Annotated in this window: 26 protein-coding genes and 1 pseudogene; 17 read left to right on the top strand and 10 right to left on the bottom strand. The window is 62.9% G+C overall.

Annotated elements, in window-relative coordinates; translation table 11 throughout:
* Nucleotides 1-47: 47 nt before the first annotated feature.
* The 6 genes from hslU to A9971_RS12690 all read left to right on the top strand — a co-directional run bounded on the left by hslU (nucleotide 48) and on the right by A9971_RS12690 (nucleotide 7,262).
* Nucleotides 48-1,388 (top strand): ATP-dependent protease ATPase subunit HslU, encoded by a 1,341-nt coding sequence (gene hslU / locus A9971_RS12715; RefSeq protein ID WP_077933229.1) that lies wholly within the window; start codon nucleotides 48-50, stop codon nucleotides 1,386-1,388.
* 91 nt (nucleotides 1,389-1,479) lie between these two features.
* A complete protein-coding gene (locus tag A9971_RS12710; protein ID WP_011058810.1) occupies nucleotides 1,480-1,857 on the top strand; it encodes a gamma-butyrobetaine hydroxylase-like domain-containing protein in 378 nt (125 codons plus the stop codon).
* 257 nt (nucleotides 1,858-2,114) lie between these two features.
* Entirely contained in the window at nucleotides 2,115-3,794 is a 1,680-nt protein-coding gene (phaC, locus tag A9971_RS12705) for a class II poly(R)-hydroxyalkanoic acid synthase (protein ID WP_077933228.1), read from the top strand.
* Nucleotides 3,795-3,924: 130 nt separating this feature from the next.
* Nucleotides 3,925-4,785, top strand: a complete 861-nt coding sequence (phaZ, locus tag A9971_RS12700; protein WP_011058808.1) for a poly(3-hydroxyalkanoate) depolymerase — start codon at nucleotides 3,925-3,927, stop codon at nucleotides 4,783-4,785.
* A gap of 108 nt (nucleotides 4,786-4,893) precedes the next feature.
* Complete coding sequence (phaC, locus tag A9971_RS12695; protein ID WP_011058807.1) at nucleotides 4,894-6,576, top strand: class II poly(R)-hydroxyalkanoic acid synthase; 1,683 nt, start codon at nucleotides 4,894-4,896, stop codon at nucleotides 6,574-6,576.
* Nucleotides 6,577-6,641: 65 nt separating this feature from the next.
* A complete protein-coding gene (locus tag A9971_RS12690) occupies nucleotides 6,642-7,262 on the top strand; it encodes a TetR/AcrR family transcriptional regulator (RefSeq protein WP_183000667.1) in 621 nt (206 codons plus the stop codon).
* A 60-nt stretch (nucleotides 7,263-7,322) separates the two neighbouring features.
* Here the strand turns inward: A9971_RS12690 and A9971_RS12685 are convergent, their stop codons facing one another.
* From A9971_RS12685 to A9971_RS12675, 3 genes are all read right to left on the bottom strand, one after another.
* A complete protein-coding gene (locus A9971_RS12685) occupies nucleotides 7,323-8,195 on the bottom strand; it encodes a phasin family protein (RefSeq protein WP_011058805.1) in 873 nt (290 codons plus the stop codon).
* Nucleotides 8,196-8,205: 10 nt separating this feature from the next.
* Nucleotides 8,206-8,628 (bottom strand): phasin family protein, encoded by a 423-nt coding sequence (locus tag A9971_RS12680; RefSeq protein ID WP_011058804.1) that lies wholly within the window; start codon nucleotides 8,626-8,628, stop codon nucleotides 8,206-8,208.
* A gap of 123 nt (nucleotides 8,629-8,751) precedes the next feature.
* Nucleotides 8,752-9,027, bottom strand: a complete 276-nt coding sequence (locus tag A9971_RS12675) for a polyhydroxyalkanoic acid system family protein (protein ID WP_011058803.1) — start codon at nucleotides 9,025-9,027, stop codon at nucleotides 8,752-8,754.
* 155 nt (nucleotides 9,028-9,182) lie between these two features.
* Between A9971_RS12675 and ubiE the strand changes: the two genes are divergently transcribed.
* The 11 genes and pseudogenes from ubiE to A9971_RS33145 all read left to right on the top strand — a co-directional run bounded on the left by ubiE (nucleotide 9,183) and on the right by A9971_RS33145 (nucleotide 17,309).
* Nucleotides 9,183-9,953, top strand: a complete 771-nt coding sequence (ubiE, locus tag A9971_RS12670; RefSeq protein WP_011058802.1) for a bifunctional demethylmenaquinone methyltransferase/2-methoxy-6-polyprenyl-1,4-benzoquinol methylase UbiE — start codon at nucleotides 9,183-9,185, stop codon at nucleotides 9,951-9,953.
* Nucleotides 9,953-10,576: an SCP2 domain-containing protein gene (locus tag A9971_RS12665; protein WP_015633857.1), complete on the top strand. Its 624-nt coding sequence runs from the start codon at nucleotides 9,953-9,955 to the stop codon at nucleotides 10,574-10,576. Before ubiE ends, A9971_RS12665 begins: the two co-directional genes overlap by 1 nt.
* Complete coding sequence (gene ubiB, locus A9971_RS12660) at nucleotides 10,573-12,177, top strand: ubiquinone biosynthesis regulatory protein kinase UbiB (protein ID WP_011058800.1); 1,605 nt, start codon at nucleotides 10,573-10,575, stop codon at nucleotides 12,175-12,177. Before A9971_RS12665 ends, ubiB begins: the two co-directional genes overlap by 4 nt.
* 80 nt (nucleotides 12,178-12,257) lie before the next feature.
* Nucleotides 12,258-12,650: a phosphoribosyl-AMP cyclohydrolase gene (gene hisI / locus A9971_RS12655; RefSeq protein WP_011058799.1), complete on the top strand. Its 393-nt coding sequence runs from the start codon at nucleotides 12,258-12,260 to the stop codon at nucleotides 12,648-12,650.
* Between the two features lies 1 nt (nucleotide 12,651).
* A complete protein-coding gene (locus A9971_RS12650) occupies nucleotides 12,652-12,984 on the top strand; it encodes a phosphoribosyl-ATP diphosphatase (RefSeq protein ID WP_011058798.1) in 333 nt (110 codons plus the stop codon).
* Nucleotides 12,985-13,009: 25 nt separating this feature from the next.
* Complete coding sequence (locus A9971_RS12645; RefSeq protein WP_077933226.1) at nucleotides 13,010-13,291, top strand: twin-arginine translocase TatA/TatE family subunit; 282 nt, start codon at nucleotides 13,010-13,012, stop codon at nucleotides 13,289-13,291.
* Between the two features lie 10 nt (nucleotides 13,292-13,301).
* Entirely contained in the window at nucleotides 13,302-13,760 is a 459-nt protein-coding gene (gene tatB, locus A9971_RS12640; protein WP_183000666.1) for a Sec-independent protein translocase protein TatB, read from the top strand.
* Complete coding sequence (tatC, locus tag A9971_RS12635) at nucleotides 13,757-14,551, top strand: twin-arginine translocase subunit TatC (RefSeq protein WP_011058795.1); 795 nt, start codon at nucleotides 13,757-13,759, stop codon at nucleotides 14,549-14,551. Before tatB ends, tatC begins: the two co-directional genes overlap by 4 nt.
* Entirely contained in the window at nucleotides 14,548-15,255 is a 708-nt protein-coding gene (locus A9971_RS12630) for a 16S rRNA (uracil(1498)-N(3))-methyltransferase (RefSeq protein ID WP_011058794.1), read from the top strand. The genes tatC and A9971_RS12630 overlap by 4 nt, the downstream gene beginning before the upstream one ends.
* 137 nt (nucleotides 15,256-15,392) lie before the next feature.
* Nucleotides 15,393-16,454 (top strand): annotated as a pseudogene (locus tag A9971_RS33150) (methyl-accepting chemotaxis protein); the annotation flags it as partial.
* Nucleotides 16,437-17,309 carry a methyl-accepting chemotaxis protein gene (locus tag A9971_RS33145; RefSeq protein WP_370059461.1) on the top strand — a complete coding sequence of 291 codons (873 nt, stop codon included), beginning with the start codon at nucleotides 16,437-16,439 and terminating at the stop codon, nucleotides 17,307-17,309. The pseudogene A9971_RS33150 and the gene A9971_RS33145, both read left to right, overlap by 18 nt.
* Nucleotides 17,310-17,358: 49 nt before the next feature.
* On the opposite strand, the gene A9971_RS12620 is transcribed toward A9971_RS33145, so the two are convergent.
* From A9971_RS12620 to pip, 7 genes are all read right to left on the bottom strand, one after another.
* The gene (locus A9971_RS12620; protein ID WP_011058792.1) at nucleotides 17,359-18,093 is read right to left on the bottom strand and encodes an amino acid ABC transporter ATP-binding protein; all 735 of its coding nucleotides are present in this window, start codon (nucleotides 18,091-18,093) and stop codon (nucleotides 17,359-17,361) included.
* Nucleotides 18,086-19,048 carry an amino acid ABC transporter permease gene (locus tag A9971_RS12615; protein ID WP_011058791.1) on the bottom strand — a complete coding sequence of 321 codons (963 nt, stop codon included), beginning with the start codon at nucleotides 19,046-19,048 and terminating at the stop codon, nucleotides 18,086-18,088. The genes A9971_RS12620 and A9971_RS12615 overlap by 8 nt, the downstream gene beginning before the upstream one ends.
* Before the next feature lie 145 nt (nucleotides 19,049-19,193).
* Nucleotides 19,194-19,991, bottom strand: coding sequence for a transporter substrate-binding domain-containing protein (locus A9971_RS12610; RefSeq protein ID WP_019095754.1), 798 nt, complete (start codon nucleotides 19,989-19,991; stop codon nucleotides 19,194-19,196).
* Nucleotides 19,992-20,250: 259 nt separating this feature from the next.
* A complete protein-coding gene (mdoH, locus tag A9971_RS12605) occupies nucleotides 20,251-22,821 on the bottom strand; it encodes a glucans biosynthesis glucosyltransferase MdoH (RefSeq protein WP_011058789.1) in 2,571 nt (856 codons plus the stop codon).
* On the bottom strand, nucleotides 22,814-24,646 hold the full coding sequence (locus A9971_RS12600; RefSeq protein WP_183000664.1) for a glucan biosynthesis protein G: 1,833 nt from the start codon (nucleotides 24,644-24,646) through the stop codon (nucleotides 22,814-22,816). Before A9971_RS12600 ends, mdoH begins: the two co-directional genes overlap by 8 nt.
* A 276-nt stretch (nucleotides 24,647-24,922) precedes the next feature.
* Nucleotides 24,923-25,360, bottom strand: a complete 438-nt coding sequence (gene dtd, locus A9971_RS12595) for a D-aminoacyl-tRNA deacylase (RefSeq protein ID WP_015633852.1) — start codon at nucleotides 25,358-25,360, stop codon at nucleotides 24,923-24,925.
* Nucleotides 25,357-26,328, bottom strand: coding sequence for a prolyl aminopeptidase (pip, locus tag A9971_RS12590; RefSeq protein ID WP_011058786.1), 972 nt, complete (start codon nucleotides 26,326-26,328; stop codon nucleotides 25,357-25,359). The genes dtd and pip overlap by 4 nt, the downstream gene beginning before the upstream one ends.
* Nucleotides 26,329-26,362 lie beyond the last annotated feature (34 nt).

Genomic DNA, 26,362 nt, shown 5'->3' with positions numbered 1-26,362 from the left:
GCGCTTGCGCCACGGCATTCATTCTTGCTTGAGGACCGCCAACTACTATGTCCATGACACCCCGCGAAATCGTCCACGAACTCAATCGCCATATCATCGGCCAGGACGATGCCAAGCGCGCCGTCGCTATCGCCCTGCGCAACCGCTGGCGCCGCATGCAACTGCCGGCCGAGCTGCGCGTTGAAGTGACCCCCAAGAACATCCTGATGATCGGCCCGACCGGCGTCGGCAAGACCGAGATCGCCCGCCGCCTGGCCAAGCTGGCCAATGCGCCCTTCATCAAGGTCGAGGCCACCAAGTTCACCGAAGTCGGCTATGTGGGCCGCGACGTTGAATCCATCATCCGCGACCTGGCCGACGCGGCGATCAAGATGTTCCGCGAACAGGAAATGATCCGAGTTCGCCATCGCGCCGAAGACGCCGCCGAAGAACGCATCCTCGATGCCCTGCTGCCCCAGGCACGCACCGGTTTCAACAGCGACGACGCGGCTCCGGCCCAGGACTCCAATACCCGCCAGCTGTTCCGCAAGCGCCTGCGCGAAGGCCAGCTGGATGACAAGGAAATCGAGATCGAAGTGGCGGAAGCTGCAGGCGTCGACATTTCCGCGCCACCGGGCATGGAAGAAATGACCAACCAGCTGCAGAGCCTGTTCGCCAACATGGGCAAGGGCAAGCGCAAGAACCGCAAGCTCAAGGTCAAGGAAGCGCTGAAACTGGTACGCGACGAAGAAGCCAGCCGCCTGGTCAACGACGAAGAACTCAAGGCCAAGGCCCTGGAAGCCGTCGAGCAGCACGGCATCGTGTTCATCGACGAGATCGACAAGGTGGCCAAGCGCGGCAACGCCGGCGGTGTGGACGTCTCCCGCGAGGGCGTGCAGCGTGACCTGCTGCCGCTGATCGAAGGCTGCACCGTCAACACCAAGCTGGGCATGGTCAAGACCGACCACATCCTGTTCATTGCCTCCGGTGCCTTCCACCTGAGCAAGCCCAGCGACCTGGTACCGGAGCTGCAAGGCCGTCTGCCGATCCGCGTGGAACTCAAGGCGCTGTCGCCGGAAGACTTCGAGCGCATCCTCAGCGAGCCGCACGCTTCGCTGACCGAGCAATATCGCGAGCTGCTGAAGACTGAAGGCCTGAACATCGAGTTCCTGCCCGAAGGCATCAAGCGCCTGGCGGAAATCGCCTGGCAGGTCAACGAGAAGACCGAGAACATCGGTGCCCGTCGCCTGCACACCCTGCTCGAGCGCCTGCTGGAAGAGGTGTCGTTCAGTGCCGGTGACCTGGCCAGCGCCCACAGCGAAGAGCCGATCCGCATCGACGCCGCCTACGTCAACAGCCACCTGGGCGAATTGGCGCAGAACGAAGACCTTTCCCGTTATATCCTGTAAACCTTCGCCACCCATGCAGGGACTGGCTTGCCAGCGATAGGGCCTCCCCCGATCGCCGGCAAGCCGGCTCCTGCCGGAAGGACTACAGGTCATGAGCAAACTTCCCACCGGTATCAACCTGCACAAAGCCTCGAAAACCCTGACCCTGACTTACGGGCCGGACGAGGTCTATCACCTGCCTGCAGAACTCCTGCGGGTGCATTCCCCCTCCGCCGAGGTCCAGGGCCACGGCAAACCCATCCTGCAATTCGGCAAGCTCGGCGTCGGCCTGACCAAGGTTGAACCGGCGGGCCAGTACGCACTGAAATTGACCTTCGACGACGGTCATGACAGCGGATTGTTCACCTGGGACTACCTCTACCAACTGGCGCTGCGCCAGGACGAGCTGTGGAACGACTATCTGGCGGAGCTCAAGGCTGCCGGAAAATCCCGCGATCCGAACGAGTCCATCGTCAAGCTGATGCTCTAGCTCAAGGCTCCGATGGTTTAGAGGGCATTTTCTAATTTCATCTGTTTGAATGCTTGGCTGTATGGCCAATGAATGGCCTGCTTGCGGAAAAAATTAAACTCGGGTAACCAATGGAGCTGGCAAGTTCCCTGCAGAGCTTTAGGAACAAAAAAGCAGCGGTGCGCAATCAACGGTCACCCGAGCAGTAGTACCTGGCATCGTGCTGTGTGACTGCACAGCAGGTCCGGTACTCGTCTCAGGACAATGGAGCGTCGTAGATGAGTAACAAGAATAACGATGACCTGAAACGCCAAGCCTCGGAAAACACCCTGGGGCTCAATCCGGTCATTGGCTTGCGTAGAAAGGACCTGCTTACTTCCGCTCGAATGGTGCTTGCCCAGGCCATCAAACAACCCATCCACAGCGTCAAGCACGTCGCCCATTTCGGCATCGAACTTAAGAACGTGATGTTCGGCAAATCCACCCTGCAGCCGGAGAGCGACGACCGTCGCTTCAACGACCCCGCGTGGAGCCAGAACCCGTTGTACAGACGCTACCTGCAAACCTACCTGGCGTGGCGCAAGGAACTCCACGACTGGATCGACGACAGCAGCCTGTCCGAGCAGGACATCAGCCGCGGCCACTTCGTGATCAACCTGATGACCGAAGCCATGGCCCCGACCAACAGCGCGGCCAACCCCGCAGCGGTAAAGCGCTTCTTCGAAACCGGCGGCAAGAGCCTGCTGGACGGTCTGTCCCATCTGGCCAAGGACCTGGTGCACAACGGCGGCATGCCCAGCCAGGTCAACATGGACGCCTTCGAAGTGGGCAAGAACCTGGGCACCAGTGAAGGCGCGGTGGTGTTTCGCAATGACGTGCTGGAGCTGATCCAGTACCGGCCGATCACCGAGCAGGTGCATGAGCGCCCGCTGCTGGTGGTGCCACCGCAGATCAACAAGTTCTATGTCTTCGACCTCAGCCCGGACAAGAGCCTGGCGCGCTTCTGCCTGCGCAACAACGTGCAGACCTTTATCGTCAGCTGGCGCAACCCCACCAAGGCCCAGCGCGAATGGGGCCTGTCCACCTACATCGAAGCCCTGAAAGAAGCGGTCGATGTAGTGACCGCGATCACCGGCAGCAAGGACGTGAACATGCTCGGTGCCTGCTCCGGCGGCATCACCTGCACCGCGCTGCTGGGCCACTACGCGGCGCTGGGGCAGAAGAAGGTCAACGCCCTGACCCTGCTGGTCAGCGTACTCGACACCACCCTGGACACCCAGGTAGCGCTGTTCGTCGACGAGCAGACCCTGGAAGCGGCCAAGCGCCACTCCTATCAGGCCGGAGTCCTGGAAGGCCGCGACATGGCCAAGGTGTTCGCCTGGATGCGCCCCAACGACCTGATCTGGAACTACTGGGTCAACAACTACCTGCTGGGCAACGAGCCGCCGGTGTTCGACATCCTGTTCTGGAACAACGACACCACCCGCCTGCCCGCCGCCTTCCACGGCGACCTGATCGAAATGTTCAAGAACAACCCGCTGGTGCGCGCCAATGCACTGGAAGTGTGCGGCACGCCGATCGACCTCAAGCAGGTGACCGCCGATATCTTCTCCCTGGCCGGCACCAACGACCACATCACCCCGTGGAAGTCCTGCTACAAGTCGGCGCAGCTGTTTGGCGGCAACGTCGAGTTCGTGCTCTCCAGCAGCGGCCATATCCAGAGCATCCTCAACCCGCCTGGCAACCCCAAGGCGCGCTACATGACCAGCACCGACATTCCGGCCTGCCCCGACCAGTGGCAGGAAAACTCGATCAAGCACACCGATTCCTGGTGGCTGCATTGGCAGGCCTGGCAGGCGGAACGCTCAGGTGACCTGAAGCCGGCGCCCACCAGCCTGGGTAACAAGAAGTACGCAGCCGCCGAGGCGGCGCCCGGGACCTACGTCCACGAGCGCTGAGCCCCGGCCATCGACACGGCGGCGCCAGGAGGCTCCGTCAAGCCCTATTCTTGACAAGAGGCTCGGCCTCAGGAAATCCGCAGGACGCCCGGGATGGCGGCTGCGACGGTTTAATTCACAGGGCTACGGCATGCCACACTCATTCATATTCCGCACCGTCGACCTGGATGGCCAGACCATCCGCACCGCGGTACGCCCAGGCAAGCCGCACTTGACGCCGCTGCTGATCTTCAACGGCATCGGCGCCAACCTGGAGCTGGTGTTTCCCTTTGTCCAGGCCCTGGATCCGGACCTCGAGGTGATCGCCTTCGATGTCCCCGGTGTCGGCGGCTCCTCCACGCCGAGCCGGCCCTACCGCTTTCCCGGGCTGGCCAAGCTGACCGCGCGGATGCTCGACTACCTGGACTACGGCCAGGTCAATGCAGTGGGTGTGTCCTGGGGCGGCGCGCTGGCCCAGCAGTTCGCCTACGACTACCCCGAGCGCTGCAAGAAGCTGGTGCTGGCCGCCACCGCGGCCGGGGCGTTCATGGTCCCGGGCAAACCCAAGGTGCTGTGGATGATGGCCAGCCCACGGCGCTACGTGCAGCCCTCCCATGTGATGCGCATCGCGCCGCTGATCTATGGCGGCTCCTTCCGCCGCGACCCGAGCCTGGCAGCGGAACACGCAGCCAAGGTGCGCTCGGCCGGCAAGCTCGGCTACTACTGGCAGCTGTTCGCGGGCCTGGGCTGGACCAGCATTCACTGGCTGCACAAGATCCATCAGCCGACCCTGGTGCTGGCCGGCGATGACGACCCGCTGATTCCCCTGATCAACATGCGCATGCTGGCCTGGCGCATACCCAATGCCCAGTTGCACATCATCGATGATGGCCACCTGTTCCTGATCACCCGGGCCGAGGCCGTCGCCCCGATCATCATGAAGTTCCTCCAGGAAGAACGCCAAAGGGCGGTGATGCACCCGCATCCCGAACCTGTGCGCCCTACCAAGTAAAAGATACCTGTCGACAGGATCGTCGCGCGCAAGAAGGGCCAGGACCGACTATGTTGTCTGTCTTGGATTGGTCTGCTTGTTAGTGGTTTGACGAAGGAGTGTTGACTCATGCAAGACAAACCTGCGACGGGCTCATTGCCGTCACCCGCCGCGTATATCAATGCGCAGAGCGCGATCACCGGCCTGCGCGGCCGGGACCTGTTCTCCACCTTGCGCAGCCTGGCGGCCCACAGCCTGCGCAATCCGTTGCACAGTGCCCGGCATACCCTGGCCCTGGGCGGCCAGCTGGGGCGTGTGCTGCTGGGGGAAACCCTGCACAAGACCAACCCCAAGGACAACCGCTTCGCCGACCCGGCCTGGAGCCTCAACCCCTTCTACCGGCGCGGCCTGCAGGCCTACCTGAGCTGGCAGAAGCAGGTGCGCCACTGGATCGACGACAGTGGCATGAGCGAGGACGACCGGGCGCGGGCACACTTTGCCTTTTCCCTGCTCAATGATGCCGTTGCGCCTTCCAATACCCTGCTCAACCCCCTGGCCCTCAAGGAGATCTTCAACACCGGGGGCAACAGCGTGGTGCGGGGCATCGGCAACCTGCTGGATGACCTGCTGCACAACAACGGGTTGCCCAGCCAGGTGACCAAGCACGCCTTCGAGGTGGGCAAGAACCTGGCGGTCACCCCGGGCTCAGTGGTGTTTCGCAATGAATTGCTGGAGCTGATCCAGTACAGCCCCATGAGCGAAAAACAGTACGCCAAGCCGCTGCTGATCGTGCCGCCACAAATCAACAAGTACTACATTTTCGACCTGAGCCCGACCAACAGCTTCGTCCAGTACGCGCTGAAAAACGGCCTGCAGGTGTTCATGGTCAGCTGGCGCAACCCGGATGTGCGGCACCGCGAGTGGGGCCTGTCGACCTACGTCGAGGCGGCCGAAGAAGCGCTGAACGTCACCCGGGCGATTACCGGCAGTCGCGAAGTCAACCTGGTGGGAGCCTGTGCCGGAGGGCTGACCATCGCCGCCCTGCAAGGCCATCTGCAGGCCAAGCGCCAGCTGCGCCGGGTATCCAGCGCGACCTACATGGTGAGCCTGCTGGACAGCCAGATGGACAGCCCGGCAACGCTGTTCGCCGACGAGAAGACCCTCGAAGCGGCCAAGCGTCGCTCCTATCAGCAAGGGGTACTGGACGGTCGCGACATGGCCAAGGTGTTCGCCTGGATGCGCCCCAACGACCTGATCTGGAACTACTGGGTCAACAACTACCTGCTGGGCAAGGAGCCGCCGGTCTTCGACATTCTCTACTGGAACAACGACAGCACCCGGTTGCCGGCCGCGCTGCACGGCGATCTGCTGGACTTCTTCAAGCACAACCCCCTGAGCCATGTCGGCGGGCTGGAAGTCTGCGGCACGCCGATCGACTTGCAGAAGGTCACGGTGGACAGCTTCAGCGTGGCCGGGATCAACGACCACATCACGCCCTGGGACGCGGTCTACCGCTCGACCCTGCTGCTGGGCGGCGAACGGCGCTTCGTGCTGTCCAACAGCGGCCACGTGCAGAGCATCCTCAACCCGCCGAGCAATCCCAAGGCCAATTACGTGGAGAACCGCAAGCTCAGCAGCGACCCGCGGGCCTGGTACTACGATGCCGAGCATGTGGACGGCAGCTGGTGGAGCCAGTGGCTGACCTGGGTCCAGGAGCGTTCGGGGGCGCAGCGGGAAACCCTCACCACCCTGGGCAACCAGAACTATCCGCCGATGGAGGCTGCGCCCGGCACCTACGTGCGCGTGCGCTGAAGACACTTTGCACCACGGTTCCACGCCGGAGCCGTGCCCCTTCAATGGACCGACAAGAAGTCAGGATGAAGACCCGCGACCGGATACTCGAATGTGCCCTGCAACTGTTCAATCAAAAGGGCGAGCCCAATGTCTCCACCATGGAGGTGGCCAATGAAATGGGGATCAGCCCCGGCAACCTCTACTACCACTTCCATGGCAAGGAGCCGCTGGTGCTCGGCCTGTTCGAGCGCTTTCAGAACGAACTGACGCCATTGCTGGACCCACCGTCCGACGTCCAGCTGGCGGCGGAAGACTACTGGCTGTTCCTGCACCTGATCGTCGAGCGCCTGGCCCACTACCGCTTTCTATTTCAGGACCTGTCCAACCTGGCCGGGCGCCTGCCAAAACTGGCCAAGGGCATTCGCAACCTGCTCAATGCCTTGAAACGCACCCTGGCCTCGTTGCTGGCCCGGCTCAAGGCTCAGGGGCAACTGGTCAGCGGCACCCAGGCCCTGGGGCAGCTGGTGGAACAGATCACCATGACCCTGCTGTTCTCTCTGGATTACCAGCGGATTCTCGATCGCGAAGGCGAAGTTCGGCTGGTGGTCTACCAGATCATGATGCTGGTGGCGCCACACCTGCTGCCGCCGGCAAAGATGGCCACCGAACAGATGGCGCTGTGCTACCTGGATGAGCAGGGCTAGAACGCCTCAATAAAAAACGCCCGGCCTTCCCAGGCCGGGCGTTTTTTATTCCTGATGCGATCAGGACTGGCTGCTTGGCGTCGCTGGAGCTGGCGCGGCAGTCGGGGTTGCAGCCGGGCTCGGGGCTGCGGCGGAGTTCGCCGAGCTGGCCGGAGCCGGGGCTGCAGGCTTGGCCGCAACAGCGGGCTTGGCTGCTGGTTTGGCCGCTGGCTTGGCAGCCACAGGCTTCTTGGCCACAGGCTTTTTCGCCACTGCAGGCTTGGCGGCCGGTTTGGCCGCTGGCTTGGCCGCTGCGGTTTTCGCCGCGGGCTTGGCTGCTGGCTTGGCAGCGGGCTTGGCCGCTACAGGCTTGGCAGCCGGTTTGGCCGCTGGTTTGGCGGCTGCGGTTTTCGCGGCCGGCTTGGCTGCGGGTTTAGCGGCGGCCTTGGCGACAGGCTTAGCGGCAGGCTTGGCCAGAGGCTTGGCTGCGGGTTTTGCAGCAGGCTTGGCAGCTGCAGTTTTGGCTGCAACCGGCGCAACCTTGGCACCTGTGAGTTTTTCAATCTGCTTGGTCAGGGTATCGACCTTGTCGTGCAGGGCCTTGACTTCGTTGCGGCTAGGCACGCCCAGACGCGAGATGGCGCTGTTCAAGCGCTTGTCGAAAGCGCCTTCCAGTTCATCCCACTTACCCAGGGCGCGATCCTTGACGTCGCTGATACGCGACTTGGCCGAAGTTGCGGAATCTTTGGCCGCATCAACTTTCTTGCCGACTACGCTCTTAGTCAGTTTCTCGGCTTTCTCACCATCTTTGACCAATGTCTCGAAAAGCTTGCTGCCGTCAGAGTCGATTTTCGAGTACACGCCTAAACCAGCAAGCCAAATTTTACGGGAGTACTCTTCGACTTTCCCGATCCACGAGCTGCCTTCTTTTTCAGTATTCTTTTTACCAGCCATCCCGTTCTCCTTAATGTTTACGCGCGACACGTTCGAGCAACGCCGTCAGCTCATCGAGCTTAGCAGAGAGTGTCTCAACGTCATGTTTAGACGGAATGCCGATACGATTCAAGGCACTGGCGACGCGCGTGTCAAAAGCCTTCTCGACCTTGTCCAGTTGCACTTCGACTTTGCCTTTAAGAGTGCTGACATCCCCTTTAACGCCATCTATCTGACTGTTGGCTGCTTCAAGTTGTTCAGTGACAACTTTTTTGCCTTTCTTTTCAACGGATTGACCAGCCTTGATCAACTCCTGGAAGTACTCGCTGCCTTCCTGACCGACTTTGGCGTAGGCCCCCAGGCCTGCCAGCCAGATCTTGCGGGCATAGGATTTGACTTCACTCAGAGCAGTCGATTGGGCATCAACTTTTTTCTTCAGAATTACTTTGGCCATGGTGCACCTCACGCGCAGAAGGTTTGAGGAACTGCCCTCGGAAAGAGGACCTGAGGCACAACCTAGAGAGAAAAATTAGAATCGGCACCCTAACGACTGTCATGAATTCATGTAGGAGCCGGTTCAGACCAGAGCCTTGTCCAGAGCCTTTTCGATTTCCGACTTGATGGTGCCGCTCATGGCCGACATCAACATCCCCAGTTCCACGTCGATGCGGATCGACTCTTCACCCACATGCACCGCGCCTTTGACGCCCGAGCGCTTGAGGTTCAGGGTATCGCCTGCCCACTGCGGCTCCAGGCCATATTGATCGGCGAGTTTCTGCGCCAGTTTGTCGGCCTTTTCACGGGCTGCCTGCTTGCCCAGGCCATGGGCACGTTCAACACTAATACGGGCCATTGAAGGTCTCCTGCTGTTTCGGGACTTGCCTGAAGCATCTTGACCCTGCGTGCGTCAAAACGTCCCGGCGGATCGCTATCTTACATTCAGCCTTGCCAAGACAAAGACCGCCACCGGCATTAGAATGTCCCGCATTCTCTTTTGGTGACAGCGATATGACTGATCAGCGCAAAGGCAGCGATGCCGAACCCACCACTCACTTCGGCTTCAAGAATGTTCCTGAAAGCCAGAAAGCGGAAAAAGTCGCTGAGGTGTTCCACTCGGTAGCGGCCAAGTACGACTTGATGAACGACGTGCTGTCCGGTGGCATGCACCGCCTGTGGAAACGCTTCACGATCGAGCTGTCCGGCGTGCGCGCCGGCAATCGCGTACTGGACATCGCCGGCGGCACGGGTGACTTGACCAAGCGTTTCTCCCACCTGGTGGGCCCGACCGGCCAAGTGGTACTGGCCGACATCAACGAATCCATGCTCAAGGTCGGTCGTGACCGCCTGCTGGACCTGGGTGTGGCCGGCAACGTCGAGTTCGTCCAGGCCGATGCGGAAAAACTGCCGTTCCCGGACAACCATTTCGACTGCGTGACCATTGCCTTCGGCCTGCGCAACGTGACCCACAAGGAAGACGCCCTGCGCTCCATGCTGCGGGTGCTCAAGCCCGGTGGTCGCCTGCTGGTGCTGGAGTTCTCCAAGCCCACCAACGCGCTGATGTCCAAGGTCTACGACGCCTACTCGTTCGCCTTCATGCCCCTGGCCGGTAAGCTGATCACCAACGACTCGGAAAGCTACCGCTACCTGGCCGAATCGATCCGCATGCACCCCAACCAGGAAACCCTGAAGTCGATGATGGTCGAGGCCGGTTTCGACCGCGTGACCTATCACAACATGACCGCAGGCATCGTCGCCCTGCACCGCGGCATCAAGCCCTGATGTTGCTCAGCGGCCTGCTCGCCAGCGTCGAGACCGGCATCAATCGGGTGCTGCGTCTGGACAGCACGGCGCTGCCGCGCCTGCAGCACCTCAATGGCAAGGTGATCGCCGTGGAATGCCGCAACCCGGCGCTGCAGCTGTTCATCCTGCCCAGCGATGAAGGCCTGATGCTCGCCAGCCAGTGGGCCGCGGACCCGGACTGCACCCTGCGCGCACCGGCCTCGAGCCTGCTGCGCCTGGCCCTGAGCAAGGACAAGACCGCGGTCCTGCACGGCCCCGAAGTGGAGCTGGAAGGCGATAGCGGCGTGCTGCTGGACCTGGCAGCAACCCTTCAGGACCTGGAGCTGGACTGGGAGTACGAGCTCTCGCGCTGGCTGGGCCCCGTGGCCACCCAGCTGTTCAGTGGCCATGTGCGCAGCCGCGCCCGCTGGTATCAGCAAGGATTTGCCAGCCTCAACCAGAACCTCGCCGAATTCCTCGCCGAAGAATCGCGGACCCTGGTGGGTCAGCGCGAAGCCGAAGCGCGCTTTCGCGAGCTGGATCAGGCCAAACTCGACCTGGAACGTCTCGAGGCGCGCTTGGAGCGCCTTTCCCGATCCCTTGACCCAAGCGATAACGCATGAAGCTGCTTGCCGTCCGCCGTCTGTTGCGCATCCAGCGCGTCGTGATCCGCTACCGCCTCGATGACCTGCTGTTCGACCTGCCCCTGCCCTGGTTCCTCCTGGCCCTGCGCTTCGCCCTGCCCTGGCGCTGGTTCCCGCGCAAGCCGCTGGACCTGAGCCGCGGTGCACGCCTGCGCCTGGCGTTGCAGGACCTGGGGCCGATCTTCATCAAGTTCGGGCAGATCCTCTCGACCCGCCGCGACCTGCTGCCGGAAGACATTGCCGACGAGCTGATGCTGCTGCAGGACCGGGTGCCGCCGTTCGACTCGCAAAAGTCCGTGGCCCTGATCGAAGCGCAGCTGGGCAAGAAGATCAGCGACGTGTTCAGCCGCTTCGACATCGAGCCCCTGGCGTCGGCGTCGGTGGCCCAGGTGCACGCCGCCAAGCTCAAGACCGGCGAAGAAGTGGTGGTCAAGGTGATCCGCCCCGGGCTCAAGCCGATCATCGCCCAGGACCTGGCGTGGCTGTTCATCCTCGCCCGTGCCGCGGAAAAGCTCTCCGCCGACGCGCGCCTGCTGCACCCGGTGGACGTGGTCAGCGACTACGAAAAAACCATCTACGACGAGCTCGACCTGCTGCGCGAGGCGGCCAACGCCAGCCAGCTCAAGCGCAACTTCGAAGGCTCGCCGCTGCTCTATGTACCCCAGGTCTACTGGGACTGGTGCCGGCCCAAAGTGCTGGTGATGGAGCGCATCTACGGCATTCAGGTCACCGACCTGGCCACCCTGGCCGACCAGCGTACCGACATGAAGATGCTCGCCGAGCGTGGCGTGGAGATCTTCTTCACCCAGGTGTTCCGCGACAGCTTCTTCCACGCCGACATGCACCCGGGCAACATCTTCGTCAGCACCGTGCAGCCCTGGAGCCCGCAGTACATCGCCATCGACTGCGGCATCGTCGGCAGTCTGACCCCGGAAGACCAGGACTACCTGGCCCGCAACCTGTTTGCCTTCTTCAAGCGCGACTACCGCCGCGTGGCCCAGTTGCACATTGATTCCGGCTGGGTCCCGGCGGAAACCAAGCTCAACGAATTCGAGGCGGCGATCCGCACCGTGTGCGAGCCGATCTTCGAAAAACCGCTGAAGGACATTTCCTTCGGCCAGGTGCTGATGCGCCTGTTCCAGACCGCTCGGCGCTTCAACATGGAAGTGCAGCCGCAACTGGTGCTGCTGCAGAAGACCCTGCTCAACATCGAGGGCCTGGGCCGCCAGCTGTACCCGGACCTGGACCTGTGGAACACCGCGCAACCCTTCCTCGAACGCTGGATGCGCGAACGGGTCAGCCCCAAGGCCGTGCTCGGCAACATCCACAGCCAGATCGAACAGTTGCCGCACCTGGCCAACATGACCCGCGACCTGCTGGAGCGCATGTCCCAGCCCCATGCCGCCGATCCGCCGGCGCCCTGGCACAAGCGCAAGGACGACTGGTTTCTGCGCCTGCTGGGCACTGCCCACCTGGGCGGTGGCGCGGTCCTGGCCGCCGGCGGTCCATTGCATGAGCTGGGGCACTGGCCTGCTGGCATCATGATTGCGGTCGGTTTGTATCTGATCGTTCGCCGATAGCCAGTGGCGCGACCTGCTGGCAAACTGTCGAAATCGCCGAGGCGTCACCAGCGGGTAGAGCCCGGTTGTCGGAGTCGAAAATGAAAGATTGGCTGGACCAGATCAAATGGGATGCGGACGGCCTGGTGCCGGCCATCGCCCAGGATCACAAGACCGGGCGCGTACTGATGATGGCCTGGATGAACCGCGAGGCCCTGAGCCTGACCGCTGCCGAGAATCGCGCCATCTACTGGTCACGTTCCCGTGGCAAGCTGTGGCGCAAGGGCGAAGAATCCGGGCACGTGCAGAAGCTTCATGAAATGCGCCTGGACTGCGACGCCGATGTGATCATCCTGATGGTTGAGCAGATCGGCGACATCGCCTGCCATACCGGCCGCCACAGCTGTTTCTACCGCGTCTATGAAGATGGCGAGTGGAAAACCGTCGAACCGGTCCTCAAGGACCCGCACGCGATCTATTCTGCAGGACACTGACATGAGCGATACCCTCACCCGTCTGGCCCAGGTGCTGGAAGAGCGTAAAGACGCCGCAGCCGACAGCTCCTACGTCGCCAGCCTGTACCACAAGGGCCTGAACAAGATTCTGGAAAAAGTCGGCGAAGAATCGGTGGAAACCATCATCGCCGCCAAGGACGCCGCCATCAGCGGCGACTGCAGCGATGTGATCTACGAAACCGCGGACCTGTGGTTCCACACCCTGGTCATGCTGGCGCAGCTGGGGCAGCATCCCCAGGCCGTGCTCGATGAGCTGGACCGCCGCTTCGGTTTGTCCGGACACGCCGAGAAAGCCTCGCGTCCGTCCGCCTGAACAACTTTCTAAGAGGAAACGCAGCATGGGCATTTTTGACTGGAAACACTGGATCGTCATCCTGGTGGTCGTGGTACTGGTATTCGGCACCAAGAAGCTCAAGAACCTGGGCACCGACGTCGGCGAATCGATCAAGGGCTTTCGCAAGGCCATGAATGACGACGAAAAGCCTGCCGAACCCGTGGTCCCGCCAGCAGCGCAGCCTGTGCCACCGGTTCAGCCGCAGCAGAGCGCGCCGTTGAGCCAGCCGCACACCATCGATGTGCAGGCGCAGAAAGTCGAAGAGCCGACCCGCAAAGACTCGTGAGCACTGACTAATGTTTGGTATCAGCTTCTCTGAACTGCTGCTGGTGGGCCTGGTGGCCCTGCTGGTGCTCGGCCCCGAGCGCCTGCCCGGCGCTGCGCGCACCGCTGGCCTGTGGGTCGGGCGCCTCAAGCGCAGCTTCAACGCGATAAAACAGGAAGTTGAACGTGAAATCGGTGCCGACGAAATCCGCCGGCAACTGCACAACGAGCACATTCTGTCCCTGGAGCAGGAAGCGCGGAAAATCCTCGCCCCGATCCAGCAGCAACCGACTCCGGTAGAGCCTGTGGCCGAGCAGACGATTCACGCGCCAGGCGCCGCTACGGTCGCCGAAGCGCCGCCAGCCAGCGAAGTGCCCGCGCCTCTGCCATCGACACCAGCACCGGCACCGACCGCAGCGCCCGCAGCCCCAGTGGCAACACCCGCCACCACGGCCCCCCACGACTCCACCTTGCCGCCGCGAGCACCATGAGCGATATCCCAGAGAACGACCAACACATGCCGCTGGTGTCGCACCTCACCGAGCTGCGCACCCGCCTGCTGCGCTGCGTAGCGGCGATCTTCATCATCTTCGCCGGGCTGTTCGCCTTCACCCAGCAGATCTACACCATCGTCTCCACACCGCTGCGCCAGTACCTGCCGGTCGGCGCGACGATGATCGCCACCGACGTCGCCTCGCCGTTCCTCACGCCGCTGAAGCTGACCATGATGGTCTCGCTGTTCCTGGCGATCCCGGTGATCCTGCACCAGATCTGGGGCTTTATCGCCCCCGGCCTGTACAAGCATGAAAAGCGCATTGCCGTGCCCTTGCTGGTGTCGAGCATCCTGCTGTTCTACATCGGCATGGCGTTCGCCTACTTCCTGGTGTTCCCGCTGATCTTCAAGTTCTTCGCCGCCGCCACCCCGGCCGGCGTGGAGATGATGACCGATATCACCAGCTACCTCGATTTCGTCATGACCCTGTTCTTCGCCTTCGGCGTGGCCTTCGAGATCCCGGTGGCCGTGGTCCTGCTGGTGTGGATAGGCGTGGTCAACGTGGCGTACCTGCGCAAGATCCGCCCTTACGTGATCATCGGCTGCTTCGTGGTGGGCATGATCCTCACCCCGCCGGACATTTTCTCCCAGACCCTGCTGGCCGTGCCCATGTGGCTGCTGTTCGAGATCGGCGTGCTGTTCGGCGGGCTGATCAGCAAACGTGGCGAGCACCCGGACGATGAACCGGCCGACGACCACAACGACCAGCCGCCAGCGACCCAAGCGTGAACCTGCTGCTTCTGGAAGAGGCCGATTTCATTGCGGCCGACCGCGTAGTGCTGCGCGACCGACGCCTGACCCACATGCAGGACGTGCATCGGGTGGCGGTCGGCGACAGCCTGCGGGTCGGGCGCATTGGCGGCTTGATGGGCAGTGCCCAGGTACTGCGCCTGGAGCCTGCTGAAGCCGAACTGCAAGTGACCCTCGATCAGCCGCCACCGGCCAAGCTGCCGTTGACCCTGGTGCTGGCCCTGCCGCGCCCGAAAATGCTTCGCCGGGTGTTCCAGACCATAGCAACCATGGGCGTGCCGCGGCTGGTGCTGGTGAACAGCTACCGGGTAGAAAAGAGCTTCTGGCAGACCCCGTTCCTGGAACCCGAAACGATTCGCGAACACCTGGTGCTCGGCCTGGAACAGGCCCGTGACACCGTGCTGCCCGACGTCCTGATCGAAAAACGCTTCAAGCCCTTCGTCGAAGACCGCCTGCCGGCCCTCAGTGCTGGCACCCTGGGGCTGGTGGGCCACCCTGGCCCATATCCGCCCTGCCCTCGCGGGCTGGACCAGGCCGTCACCCTGGCCATTGGCCCGGAAGGCGGCTGGATTCCCTACGAGATCGATCTTCTGGGCAAGGCCGGCCTGCAACCGGTGCAACTGGGCGAACGCATCCTGCGGGTCGAAACCGCGGTCACCGCCCTGCTTTCGCGCCTGTTCTGAGCCCCCACGTGCGTGCTGGCCAAGTGGCCAGCCGGACCTCACGGTCGTAATGGCAACTAGCCAGTCAAGCTACAGAATCCCCCACTCCCGCCGATAGCCTATGGTTAAGCGCACATTGCTAAAAGGGAGTTCGCAGAATGTACCGTTGGCTAGCCAGAAACCTGGGAAACGTAAGCGTCAGCCTCAAGCTGGGTATCGGCTTCGGCCTGGTACTGCTCCTGACCCTGCTGATCACCGCCACCGGCTGGACCGGCCTGAGCCGGGTGATCGACCGGGGCGACAAACTGGGCAATATTTCCGTTATCTACGCCCTGACCAAGGACCTGCGCATCGCCCGCCTCAACTACGAGATGAGCCGCGGTGAACACGGCCCGGCAGCGGTCAACGACTTCCTCAAGCAACTCGACGACGGCCTGCAGGACGCTCGCGCGCAACTGCAGCAACCGGAAAGCATCACCATGGTCGACCGGCAACTGGACGCCGTGGCCGAATACCAGAAGGCCTTTGCCGACATGACTCGCGCCACCGCCAACCGCGAGGCCGCGAGGTCCCAGCTTGGCGCCACCGCGGACAATGCCGTGGCCCGGGTCGCGGAGGTTGAAAACTCACTGCTGCAAGGCGACAGCGTGGCGCAGTTCAATAGCGTGATCGACCTGTCCAAGCTGATCCAGCAGGCACGCTTCCAGGTACGCGGCTACACCTACAGCGCCAAGCCTGAGGCCAAGCAGCCGGCGCTGGACGCCATCGACAACGCCCTGAACAACCTCACCAGCCTGCCTTCGCGCCTGCCCGAGCAGCACGTTGCCAACCTGCAACAGGCCAGCGACTCGCTGAAGGCCTACCGGATGGCCGTCAGCGCCTACAGCGACGCCGAAGAAGCCAGCGCGGCTGCGCTCAAGCGCATGGCCGCCCAGGGCGACCGGCTGATGGACCTGAGCAAGCAGCTGACCGTGGCCCAAACCACCAAGCGTGACAGCGACGCCGCGCAGGCCAAGAGCACCCTGCTGATCGCCACCTTGCTGGCCATGCTGTTCGGCCTGATCGCCGCCTGGGCCATCACCCGGCAGATCACCCAGCCGCTGCAGCAGACCCTCAAGGCCGCCGAGCGCGTGGCTTCCGGGGACCTGAGCCAGAACCTCGCCGTGGAGCGCCGCGACGAACTGGGCCAACTGCAGAAAGCCATGCAGCGCATGACGGTGAGCCTGCGGGAACTGATCGGCGGCATCAGCGACGGGGTGACCCAGATCGCCAGCGCCGCCGAGCAACTGTCCGCGGTGACCGAGCAGACCAGCGCCGGGGTCAACAGCCAGAAAGTCGAGACCGACCAGGTGGCCACGGCCATGAACGAAATGGCCGCCACCGTGCAGGAAGTGGCGCGCAACGCCGAGGAGGCCTCCGAGGCCGCTGTGGCGGCCGACCAGCAGGCCCGCGAGGGTGACCGGGTGGTGAACGAAGCCATCGCCCAGATCGAGCGCCTGGCCAGCGAGGTGGGCCATTCCACCGAGGCCATGGGCCATCTCAAGCAGGAAAGCGACAAGATCGGCAGCGTCCTGGATGTGATCAAGTCGGTGGCCCAGCAGACCAACCTGCTGGCCCTGAACGCCGCCATCGAGGCCGCCCGGGCCGGTGAAGCCGGGCGGGGTTTTGCCGTGGTGGCGGATGAAGTCCGCAGCCTGGCGCAACGTACCCAGCAATCCACCGAAGAAATCGCTGAACTCATCGTTGGCCTGCAAAGCGGCACCCAGCAGGTGGCCAGCACCCTGGATACCAGCCGCAGCCTGACCGACAGCAGTGTCGAGCTGACACGCCGGGCTGGTGGTTCCCTGGAAAACATCACCCGTACCGTGTCGGCGATCCAGGCGATGAACCAGCAGATCGCCGCGGCAGCAGAGCAGCAGAGCGCGGTGGCGGAAGAGATCAACCGCAGCGTGTTGAATGTGCGGGATGTGTCTGAACAGACGTCATCGGCCAGCGAGGAAACCGCCGCGTCCAGCGCCGAGCTGGCGCGGCTGGGGATTCACCTGCAAAGCCTGGTGGGGCGTTTCCGGGTCTGAGCCGCTTCGCCGGCAAGCCGGCTCCTACCGGGAAATGCAGGAGCCGGCCTTACAGCACCTGGCGCAGGAAAGCCTGGGCCCGCGGGTCTTGCGGCGCGTCGAAGAACACCTGCGGCGCCGCGTCTTCCAGTAGTTTGCCGTGATCGAAGAACAGCACCCGATCCGCCACTTCCCGGGCAAAGCCCATTTCGTGGGTCACGCAGACCATGGTCATGCCTTCCAGGGCCAGGGTCTTCATCACATCCAGCACCTCGCCGACCATTTCCGGGTCCAGGGCCGAGGTCGGCTCGTCGAACAGCATCACCTTGGGTTCCATGGCCAGGGCCCGGGCGATGGCCACACGCTGCTGCTGGCCACCGGAAAGCCGCGAAGGAAACTCGTGGGCCTTCTGGGCGATCCCGACCTTTTCCAGCAACGCCAGGGCCTTGGCCTCGCGCTCCTGCTTGCCGCGCTTGCGTACCACCTTCTGCGCCAGGCAGAGGTTTTCCAGCACGGTCATGTGCGGGAACAGGTTGAAGTGCTGGAACACCATGCCGACTTCCCGGCGGTAGGCGTTCACATCGGTCCTCGGGTCGGCCAGTTGCAGGCCGTCGATGCTCACCGAGCCGGAATCGAACTCTTCAAGGCCATTGAGGCAACGCAGGAAGGTCGACTTGCCGGAGCCGGACGGGCCGATCACCACCAGCACCTCGCCCTTGGCCACCTGGGTGGTGACGTTATCCACCGCGCGCACCACCTGGCCGCGGGTGTCGAAGACTTTTACCAGATCGCGGACTTCAATCACTTTGCGCGAGCCTCCGCTCAAGCCGGCTGGCCATCTTCGACAGCGGCAGGTTGATCAACAAATACAGGCCTGCCACGCAGAACAGGATCTCGAATGGCGAGAACGACGTGGTGATGACTTCCCGGCCGCTCTTGAGCAGTTCGGTAATGGCGATCACCGACACCAGGGAGGTGTCCTTGACCAGGCTGATGAACTGCCCGGCCAGCGGCGGCAGCACCCGCTTGAAGGCCTGGGGCAGCACCACATGGCGCATCGACTGGCCGGCGCTGAGCCCCAGGGAGCGAGCGGCTTCGTTCTGCCCGCGGGCGATGGACTGCACCCCGGCGCGAACGATTTCCGCCACATAGGCCCCGGTAAACAGCGACAGCGCGGCGATCCCGGCGAACTCCCGGGACAGATTGAGCACCGTGCCAATAAAGAAATAGAAGATGAAGATCTGCACCAGCAGCGGCGTGCCCCGCACCAGTTCGACATAGATCGTCGACAGGTCGCGCAGGGTCGGGTTGCTGGACAACCGGCACAGGCCGGTACCCAGGCCGATCAGCAGCCCCAGCACGCCGGACACCACCGACAGCCACAAGGTGGTCCACAGGCCCCACAACAGCGGGCCCGCGGCCCAGTGCCGGGTCACGCCGATGACATCGCCTTCGGCAACGTCATCGCCGCTAGCCACCTGCAAGCTGCTTTCATCGACGCTCAGATGCTGCTCGGCACCCGAGTCACCGCGCAGCGTGACTTGTGCCTTGCCGCCCTGGCGCACCACCTCGGCGACGGTGGAGATTTCCGCCGCCCGCTGGGACTCTTCGGCCTGATAGGCGAAGTACTGGGGGACACGGTTCCAGCGCCACTCGTAGGACATCAACGAGGTGGCGTAGTACAGCGCGCCAGCCAGACCGATCAGCACCAGCACGGTCAGCACGTGCCAGGGCCATTGGGCTTTCTTGTGTTTGTTCACTTTGCAGGTTCCAGCGGTTTGCAGCGGGGAGGTTCGGCAGAGCCCGGGTGGGCATCGTCGCGAGCAGGCTCGCTCCTACAAAAACGCTATGCGCCCTGTAGGAGCGAGCTTGCTCGCGATCAACCACAAGTCAGTTGCCTGACACCTATTCCATGTCCTTGAGCCACTCGGTGCTCTTGAACCACTTGTCATGGATGCGATCGTAGGTGCCGTCTTCGTGGATCTGGTGCAGGAAGTTGTTGATGAAGTTGATGCTGTCGTAATCGCCCTTCTTCAAACCGAAGGCCAGGGGCTCGTAGGTGAACGGCTTGTCGAGGAATACCAGCTTGCCATTGCCCACTTTGTTGACGGCCACCACGTTGTACGGAGCGTCGTAGATGAAGGCGTCGGCCTTGCCGTTGACCACGTCCAGCACCGCTTCCTGCTCGTTGTCGTAGCCGTGGTACTTGGCCTTGGCGATCAGCTTCTTGGCGACCATCTCACCGGTGGTGCCCAGCTTGGAGGTGATGCGGTAGTCGGCGCTGTTCAGGTCCTTGTAGGACTTGATGGTGCCTTCCAGGTCCTTGCGGATCAGCAGGGTCTGGCCGACCACGATGAAGGGTTCGCTGAAGTTCAGGCGCAGGTTGCGTTCCTGGGTCAGGGTCATGCCGCTGCCGATCATGTCGAACTTGTCGGTCAGCAGGGCCGGGATGATGCCGTCGTAGCCAGTGGAAACCATCTCCAGCTTGACCCCCATGGACTTGGCCATGGCCTTGAGCAGGTCGACTTCGAAACCGATGATTTCGCCACGCTTGTTGGTCATCTCGAACGGCATGTAGGTCGGGTCCATGCCGACTTTCAGCGTGCCGCGCTTGACCGCGTCGTCGATTGCGCCGGCCTGGGCCGTGTTGACCGCCAGCAGGGCTGCGGCACCCGCCAGCAGCAGCGAAAGATACTTCTTCATCTCAAGTCCCCTGAAGCCATTTTATTGTGGTGTCTGCGCACGGCGGTCATCTGCTTGAGTGCTTCGAATGGCAGGCCGTTGTCGATTGCGCGCAGAAATTTGCGGGTGCGATGCTAACGCACTCGGCCATTTGCACAAGGATTTTTGTTGTTTCAGGGGGAGCGACCGGTAGCCGCTGCCACAGCCTCCCGCAAGGCGTAGGCGGCCATTGGCGCCATAAAGCAAAACGCCCTTGAGCAAGAGCTCAAGGGCGTTGGCTTCAGGCCGGTTGCGGCGCCGCGTTCAACGGCTGCAACGGCAGCAGCGGTGCATGGGGATCGGCATCCACCGACTGGCGCCAGGCGCTCAGCCATTCGCTGTGCCCCTCGCTCCAGACCTGCTCGTGCAGGCGCCCCAGGGCTACCGGGTCGCTCAACAGCGCCAGCCGCTCGCTGTTGTTCAGGGCCGCCGGGCCGACTTTCAGGGCATGCCGTACACGCTCCTGGCGCAGCCACTCGATGGGCTCGGCCTGGGTGTGGCGCGAGGTCGCCAGGGCACAGGCCAGGGCGTTCTGCTGCGGATCCACCACGGCCCGGACAAAGCCGTCGTTGAGCGCATGCCAGCGGTTTTCATGGGTGTACTGGTCGGTTGCCAGCAGCGCCTGTGGCGGAGCGTATTCCTCGGGGATCAGGAACAGGCTTTCGTCACGGGACTTCAGGCCCAGGCCCACGCGGCTGGAGATCACCGACACCGGGATCGACAGCATCAACGAACCGACGATCGGTACCAGCCACCAGAGGAAGCTCGGGTTCAACCAGATCACCAGCAGCGCCCAGCAGAAGCCCAGCAGGGTCTGCGGACCGTGGCGCTTGACCGCTTCACTCCACGGCGTGGAGTCGTCGTCACGCTGTGGCGAGTTCCAGGTCGCGGCCCAGCCCAGGAATGCGGCCAGTACGAAACGGGTGTGGAAAATCATCCGCACCGGCGCCAGCAGCATGGAGAACAGCATCTCCAGGAGCATCGACAGGGTCACCTTGAACTTGCCACCGAACTCTTTCGCCCCCTTGGCCCAGATCAGGATGATGCTCAAGAGCTTGGGCAGGAACAGCAGCACGATGGTGGTGGAGAACAGCGCGATGGCCTTGTCCGGATGCCACTGCGGCCACAGCGGATACAGCTGCCGCGGCTCGAGGAAGTACTGCGGCTCCATCAGGGTGTTGACCGCCAGCAGGGCCGTGGACAGCACCAGGAAGAAGAACCACAGCGGCGCCGACAGGTAGGACATCACCCCGGTGAGGAACACCGCGCGGTGCACCGGGTGCATGCCCTTGACCAGGAACAGGCGGAAGTTCATCAGGTTGCCGTGGCACCAGCGCCGGTCACGCTTGAGTTCGTCCAGCAGGTTCGGCGGCAGCTCTTCGTAGCTGCCCGGCAGGTCGTAGGCAATCCACACGCCCCAGCCGGCACGGCGCATCAGCGCTGCTTCGACGAAGTCGTGGGAGAGGATCGCACCGGCGAAGGCACCCTTGCCCGGCAACGGCGCCAGGGCACAGTGCTCGATGAACGGCTGCATGCGGATGATCGCGTTGTGCCCCCAGTAGTGGGATTCCCCCAACTGCCAGAAGTGCAGGCCGGCGGTGAACAGCGGGCCGTAGACCCGGGTGGCGAACTGCTGCATGCGCGCATACAGGGTGTCCATGCCCGAGGCCCGTGGCGCGGTCTGGATGATCCCCGCGTCCGGCGTGGCTTCCATCAGGCGTACCAGGCTGGTCAGGCATTCGCCGCTCATCACGCTGTCAGCGTCGAGCACGACCATGTACTTGTAGTCACCGCCCCAGCGACGGCAGAAGTCGTCGAGGTTGCCGCTCTTGCGTTTCACTCGGCGGCGACGGCGGCGATAGAAGATCTTGCCGAAGCCTTTGGCTTCGCGGCAGACATCCAGCCAGGCCTGCTGCTCGGCCACGCAGATATCGCTGTCGTTGCTGTCGCTGAGGACGAAGAAGTCGAAACGGTCCAGGTCACCGGTGGCCGCCACCGACTCGAAGGTTGCGCGCAGGCCGGCAAACACCCGGGGCACGTCTTCGTTGCAGATCGGCATCACCAGTGCGGTGCGCGCATCCTTGGGAATCGGCTCGTTGCCGGCGCTGGCCCCGGAGATGCGGTACTTGTCGTGGCCGGTCAGCAGTTCCAGGAAGCCCATCAGGGCGGTCCAGAAACCTGCCGAGACCCAGCAGAACAGGATCCCGAACAGAATCAGGATGCTGGTCTGCAGGGCATAGGGCAGCACTTGCTGGGCGGTCTGCATCAGCGGCTGGTGCATGACCTCTTCCAGGTCGACGAAGGACCAGCCCTGGTACGGCATGATGCCTTTCATGTACCAGCCGGCGACGATGGTCTGGCCGAGCATCAGCACCAGCAGGATGTAGCGGCGGATAGAACCGACGGTACGCCAGCGAGCGGCCGGCAGTACCCGTTCGTCCTTCTTCGGCGCTGGCGGGTTGGTACGCCCGGTCAGGCGCCGCCAGCCGCGCACCAGGATATTGGTGCGCCACGGCTCAGGGACCACCTTGGTGCGGCGGATCGGTGGCGTGGCCTTGAGGCAGACCCGGCCCTCGGCGTCCACCGCGAGCATTTCCGCTTCTTCCAGCTCAGCGGCGGTGCTCAGGGTCAGGCGCTGGCCCACCGAGGCCTGGGCGGCATCGGTGGGGCCATCGAAGGTGCTGGACGACAGGCGTTGGTGCAATTCGCTGAAGGACTGGCAGCCCGCGAGTTCCGCGCGCTGCTGGTCCGACATCGGCAAATGCGCCAGGTACTCGGCAAGAGACTCTGGCTGTAGTTGAGAGTTACTCATCGGCAGGCAACTGATAGCTCCAGGTCTCGGTCAGGACTTGCTCCGTTTTAACCGGTTCCGGTGTGGCTGGGGCCGCGTCCGCAGCAGCAGGCTGCTTGGCGTCTTTGTGGTCCTTGTCCTTGGCGTTCTTGGCGTCTTTAGCCTCTTTGCCCGGCTGGGCTTGCGCCTGCTTGGCGGCTGCCGCTGCGGCTTCCTTCTCTTTCTTCTCCTGCTGCTTGGCGGCGATCTTGTCGGCCTTGGCGATGGAGGAGTTGGAGTTCGGCGTCGAGGCCTTGGCCGGCTCGGGCTGCGCAATGTCGCGGACCAGAGCGGCACGCATCTCGGTGGACTTGCTCGCGTCCTTGATCTTCATCCGCAGGGTCAGGCGCCAGCCCTTGGTTTCCGGGTTGTAGCGAACGCTGTTTTCCACCAGCTCGGCGTTGTCACCCACGCTGACCTGGCTGCGAACGTCGGCGTTTTCCGGCAATGCCGCCAGGGACGGGCCTTCGAAGTCCACCAGGTAGGCCACGCTGCCGTCGGGCTGACGGATCAGGTTGGACTGCTTGACGTCACCAGTGGAGCGCAGGGTTTGCTGTACCCAGGCGCTGTCAGGGGAATGCAGGGCGGCTTCGTCGATGGTCCAGTGCAGGCGATAGGCGAAATCCAGCGGCTGGCCTGGCTCAGGCTGCTTTTCCGGGTTCCAGAACGCCACGATGTTGTCGTTGGTTTCGTCCGCGGTCGGGATCTCTACCAGGTCGACGGTGCCCTTGCCCCAGTCGCCCTTGGGCTCGATCCAGGCGCTTGGGCGCTTGTCGTAGCGGTCGTCGAGGTCTTCATAGTGGCTGAAGTCGCGGCCACGCTGGAGCAGGCCGAAACCACGCGGGTTCTCCACCGAGAAGTTGCTCACGGCCAGATGTTTCGGGTTGTTCAGCGGGCGCCAGATCCACTCGCCATTGCCGGCGTGGATCGACAGGCCGCTGGAGTCATGCAGTTCGCGACGGTAGTTGAGGACCTTCGACGGCTGGTTGGCGCCGAACAGGTACATGCTGGTCAGCGGGGCCAGGCCCAGCTTGCCGACCTTGTCACGCAGGAACACCCGGGCCTTGACGTCGACAATGGTGTCGGCGCCCGGCCGCAGGGTCAGGCGATAGGCGCCGGTGGCCCGTGGCGAATCCAGCAGGGCGTAGATCACCAGGTGCTTGTCGGTAGCCTTGGGCTGCTGGATCCAGAACTCGCTGAAACGCGGGAATTCCTCGCCGGATGGCAGGGCGGTGTCGATTGCCAGGCCCCGGGCGGACAGGCCATAGGTATGGCCCTTGCCAACGACGCGGAAATAGCTCGCGCCGAGCATGGTCATGATCTCGTCTTGCTTGTCAGCCTTGTTGATCGGGTACAGCACGCGGAAACCGGCGTAGCCGAGCTTCTCGGTGGCATTGGGATCGAACTTCACGTCGCCGAAATCGAAACGGTTCGGGTCGTACTTGATCTCGGTAACGGTGTTGGCGCTGATCTCGTTGATCTTCACCGGCGTGTCGAAGTGCATGCCCTGGTGGTAGAACGACAGCTTGAACGGGGTCTTCTGGTCGGCCCATTCGGCTTTTTCGGTGAGGAAGCGGATTTTTTGGTAATCCGCGAACTTCATCTCACGGAACTCGTTCGGCAGGTTACTGCGCGGGGCCTCGTACTTCTGCCCGGCCAGGTCCTTGGCCTTGACCGATACATCATCCAGATTGAATGCCATGAGTTGACCGGCGCCGAGCAGGCAGACCAGCGCAGAGCCCGTCACCAGTGCGTTTCGTAACCGTTTGGCAAACAAGTTTGGTGCATTACAGGGACTAACAATCACGAGCAACCCTCGCCGAAAACAGATCAAAAAACCAACGGCCAGCTATCTATATGCCAGGTTGGCGAGCATTGTTCCGACTCCGATGGGGCTAAATGATTCCCCAAACGGCCGTGGACAAGTCTCTACTTAAGTCAAAATGGACCAACGAACGCTGATCCCCGTAGCGCGCGATTATCTAGTAGCCCGCGTTACAACGCATCAGGGGTAACAAAGTATTTATCGCGAAAAACAGCAGTTTCCGGCCCAAATCGGTGGAAAAAGCTGTTTCAGGCGTTTTCAGGTCTGTAACAGGAAGGTTACCGGGCCATCATTGACCAGGTGCACCTGCATGTCCGCGCCAAAACGCCCTGATGCCACTTTGCCATGCAACTGTTGCGCCTTCACTACCAGGTAGTCAAAAAGCTCTTCGCCAAGGGCCGGCGGCGCGGCTGTGGAAAAGCTCGGGCGCAGCCCGCTCTTGGTGTCTGCCGCCAGGGTGAATTGCGACACCAGCAGCAAGCCGCCCTGCACATCCGCCAGGGACAGGTTCATCTTGCCCTCGGCATCACTGAACACCCGATAGTTAAGCAGCTTATGCAGGAGTTTGTCGGCACTGGCCCGGGTGTCCTCGGGCTCCACCGCCACCAGTACCAGCAATCCCTGGTCCACCGCGCCGACTATTTCCCCGGCGACTTCCACCCGCGCGCCACGCACGCGCTGCAACAGGCCCTTCATGCTTCTTCGGGCGGCAGGTCGAGCAGACGGCGCGCCATCTGGTCGGTGGCGCGTACCAGAGCATCGGTGATGCCCGGCTCGGAGGCGGCGTGGCCAGCGTCGCGGATCACCTGCAGCTCGCTGTTGGGCCAGGCCTGATGCAGCTCCCAGGCGTTGTCCAGCGGGCAGATCACATCGTAGCGGCCATGGACGATGACCCCGGGCAGATGGGCGATCTTGCCCATGTCGCGGATCAGCTGGTCAGGTTCGAGGAAGGCGTTGTTGGTGAAGTAATGGCATTCGATCCGGGCAATCGACAGCGCCCGCTGCGGCTCGGAGAAACGGTCCACCACCAACGGGTTGGGGCGCAGGGTCGCGGTGCGCCCTTCCCAGCCCGACCAGGCCTTGGCCGCATGCATCTGGGCGATCTGGTCGGTGCCGGTCAGGCGCTTGTGGAAGGCGCTGACCAGGTCATGCCGCTCTTCCAGGGGAATCGGCGCCACATAGTCCTGCCAGTAGTCGGGGAACAGGCGGCTGGCGCCACACTGGTAGTACCACTGGATCTCCTGGGGCCGGGCAAGGAAGATGCCCCGCACGATCAGGCCGAGCACGCGCTCCGGGTGGGTCTGGGCATAGGCCAGGGCCAGGGTCGAACCCCAGGAGCCGCCAAACAGCACCCACTTGTCGATGCCCAGGTGCTGGCGAATGCGCTCAAGGTCCGCCACCAGGTCCCAGGTGGTGTTGTTTTCCAGGCTGGCGTGGGGGGTGGAACGCCCGCAACCGCGCTGGTCGAACGTGACGATGCGGTACAGATTCGGGTCGAAGTAGCAGCGGCTGGCCCCATCGCAGCCCGCCCCCGGCCCGCCATGAATGAACACCACCGGCAAACCTTCCGGTGAACCACTTTCGTCGACATACAGCACGTGCGGCTCGTCGACGGCCAGATCGTGCCGGGCATAGGGTTTGATCTGCGGGTACAAAGTCTGCATTACGCGCTCCGTGGAGGTCGGGTTCATCCCTGGC

The sequence above is a fragment of the Pseudomonas sp. UME65 genome (genome assembly GCF_014170225.1).
Classification (GTDB): domain Bacteria; phylum Pseudomonadota; class Gammaproteobacteria; order Pseudomonadales; family Pseudomonadaceae; genus Aquipseudomonas; species Aquipseudomonas protegens.
Note: the sequence above shows the minus strand (reverse complement) of the source record. Positions and strands in the feature narration are given on the sequence as shown.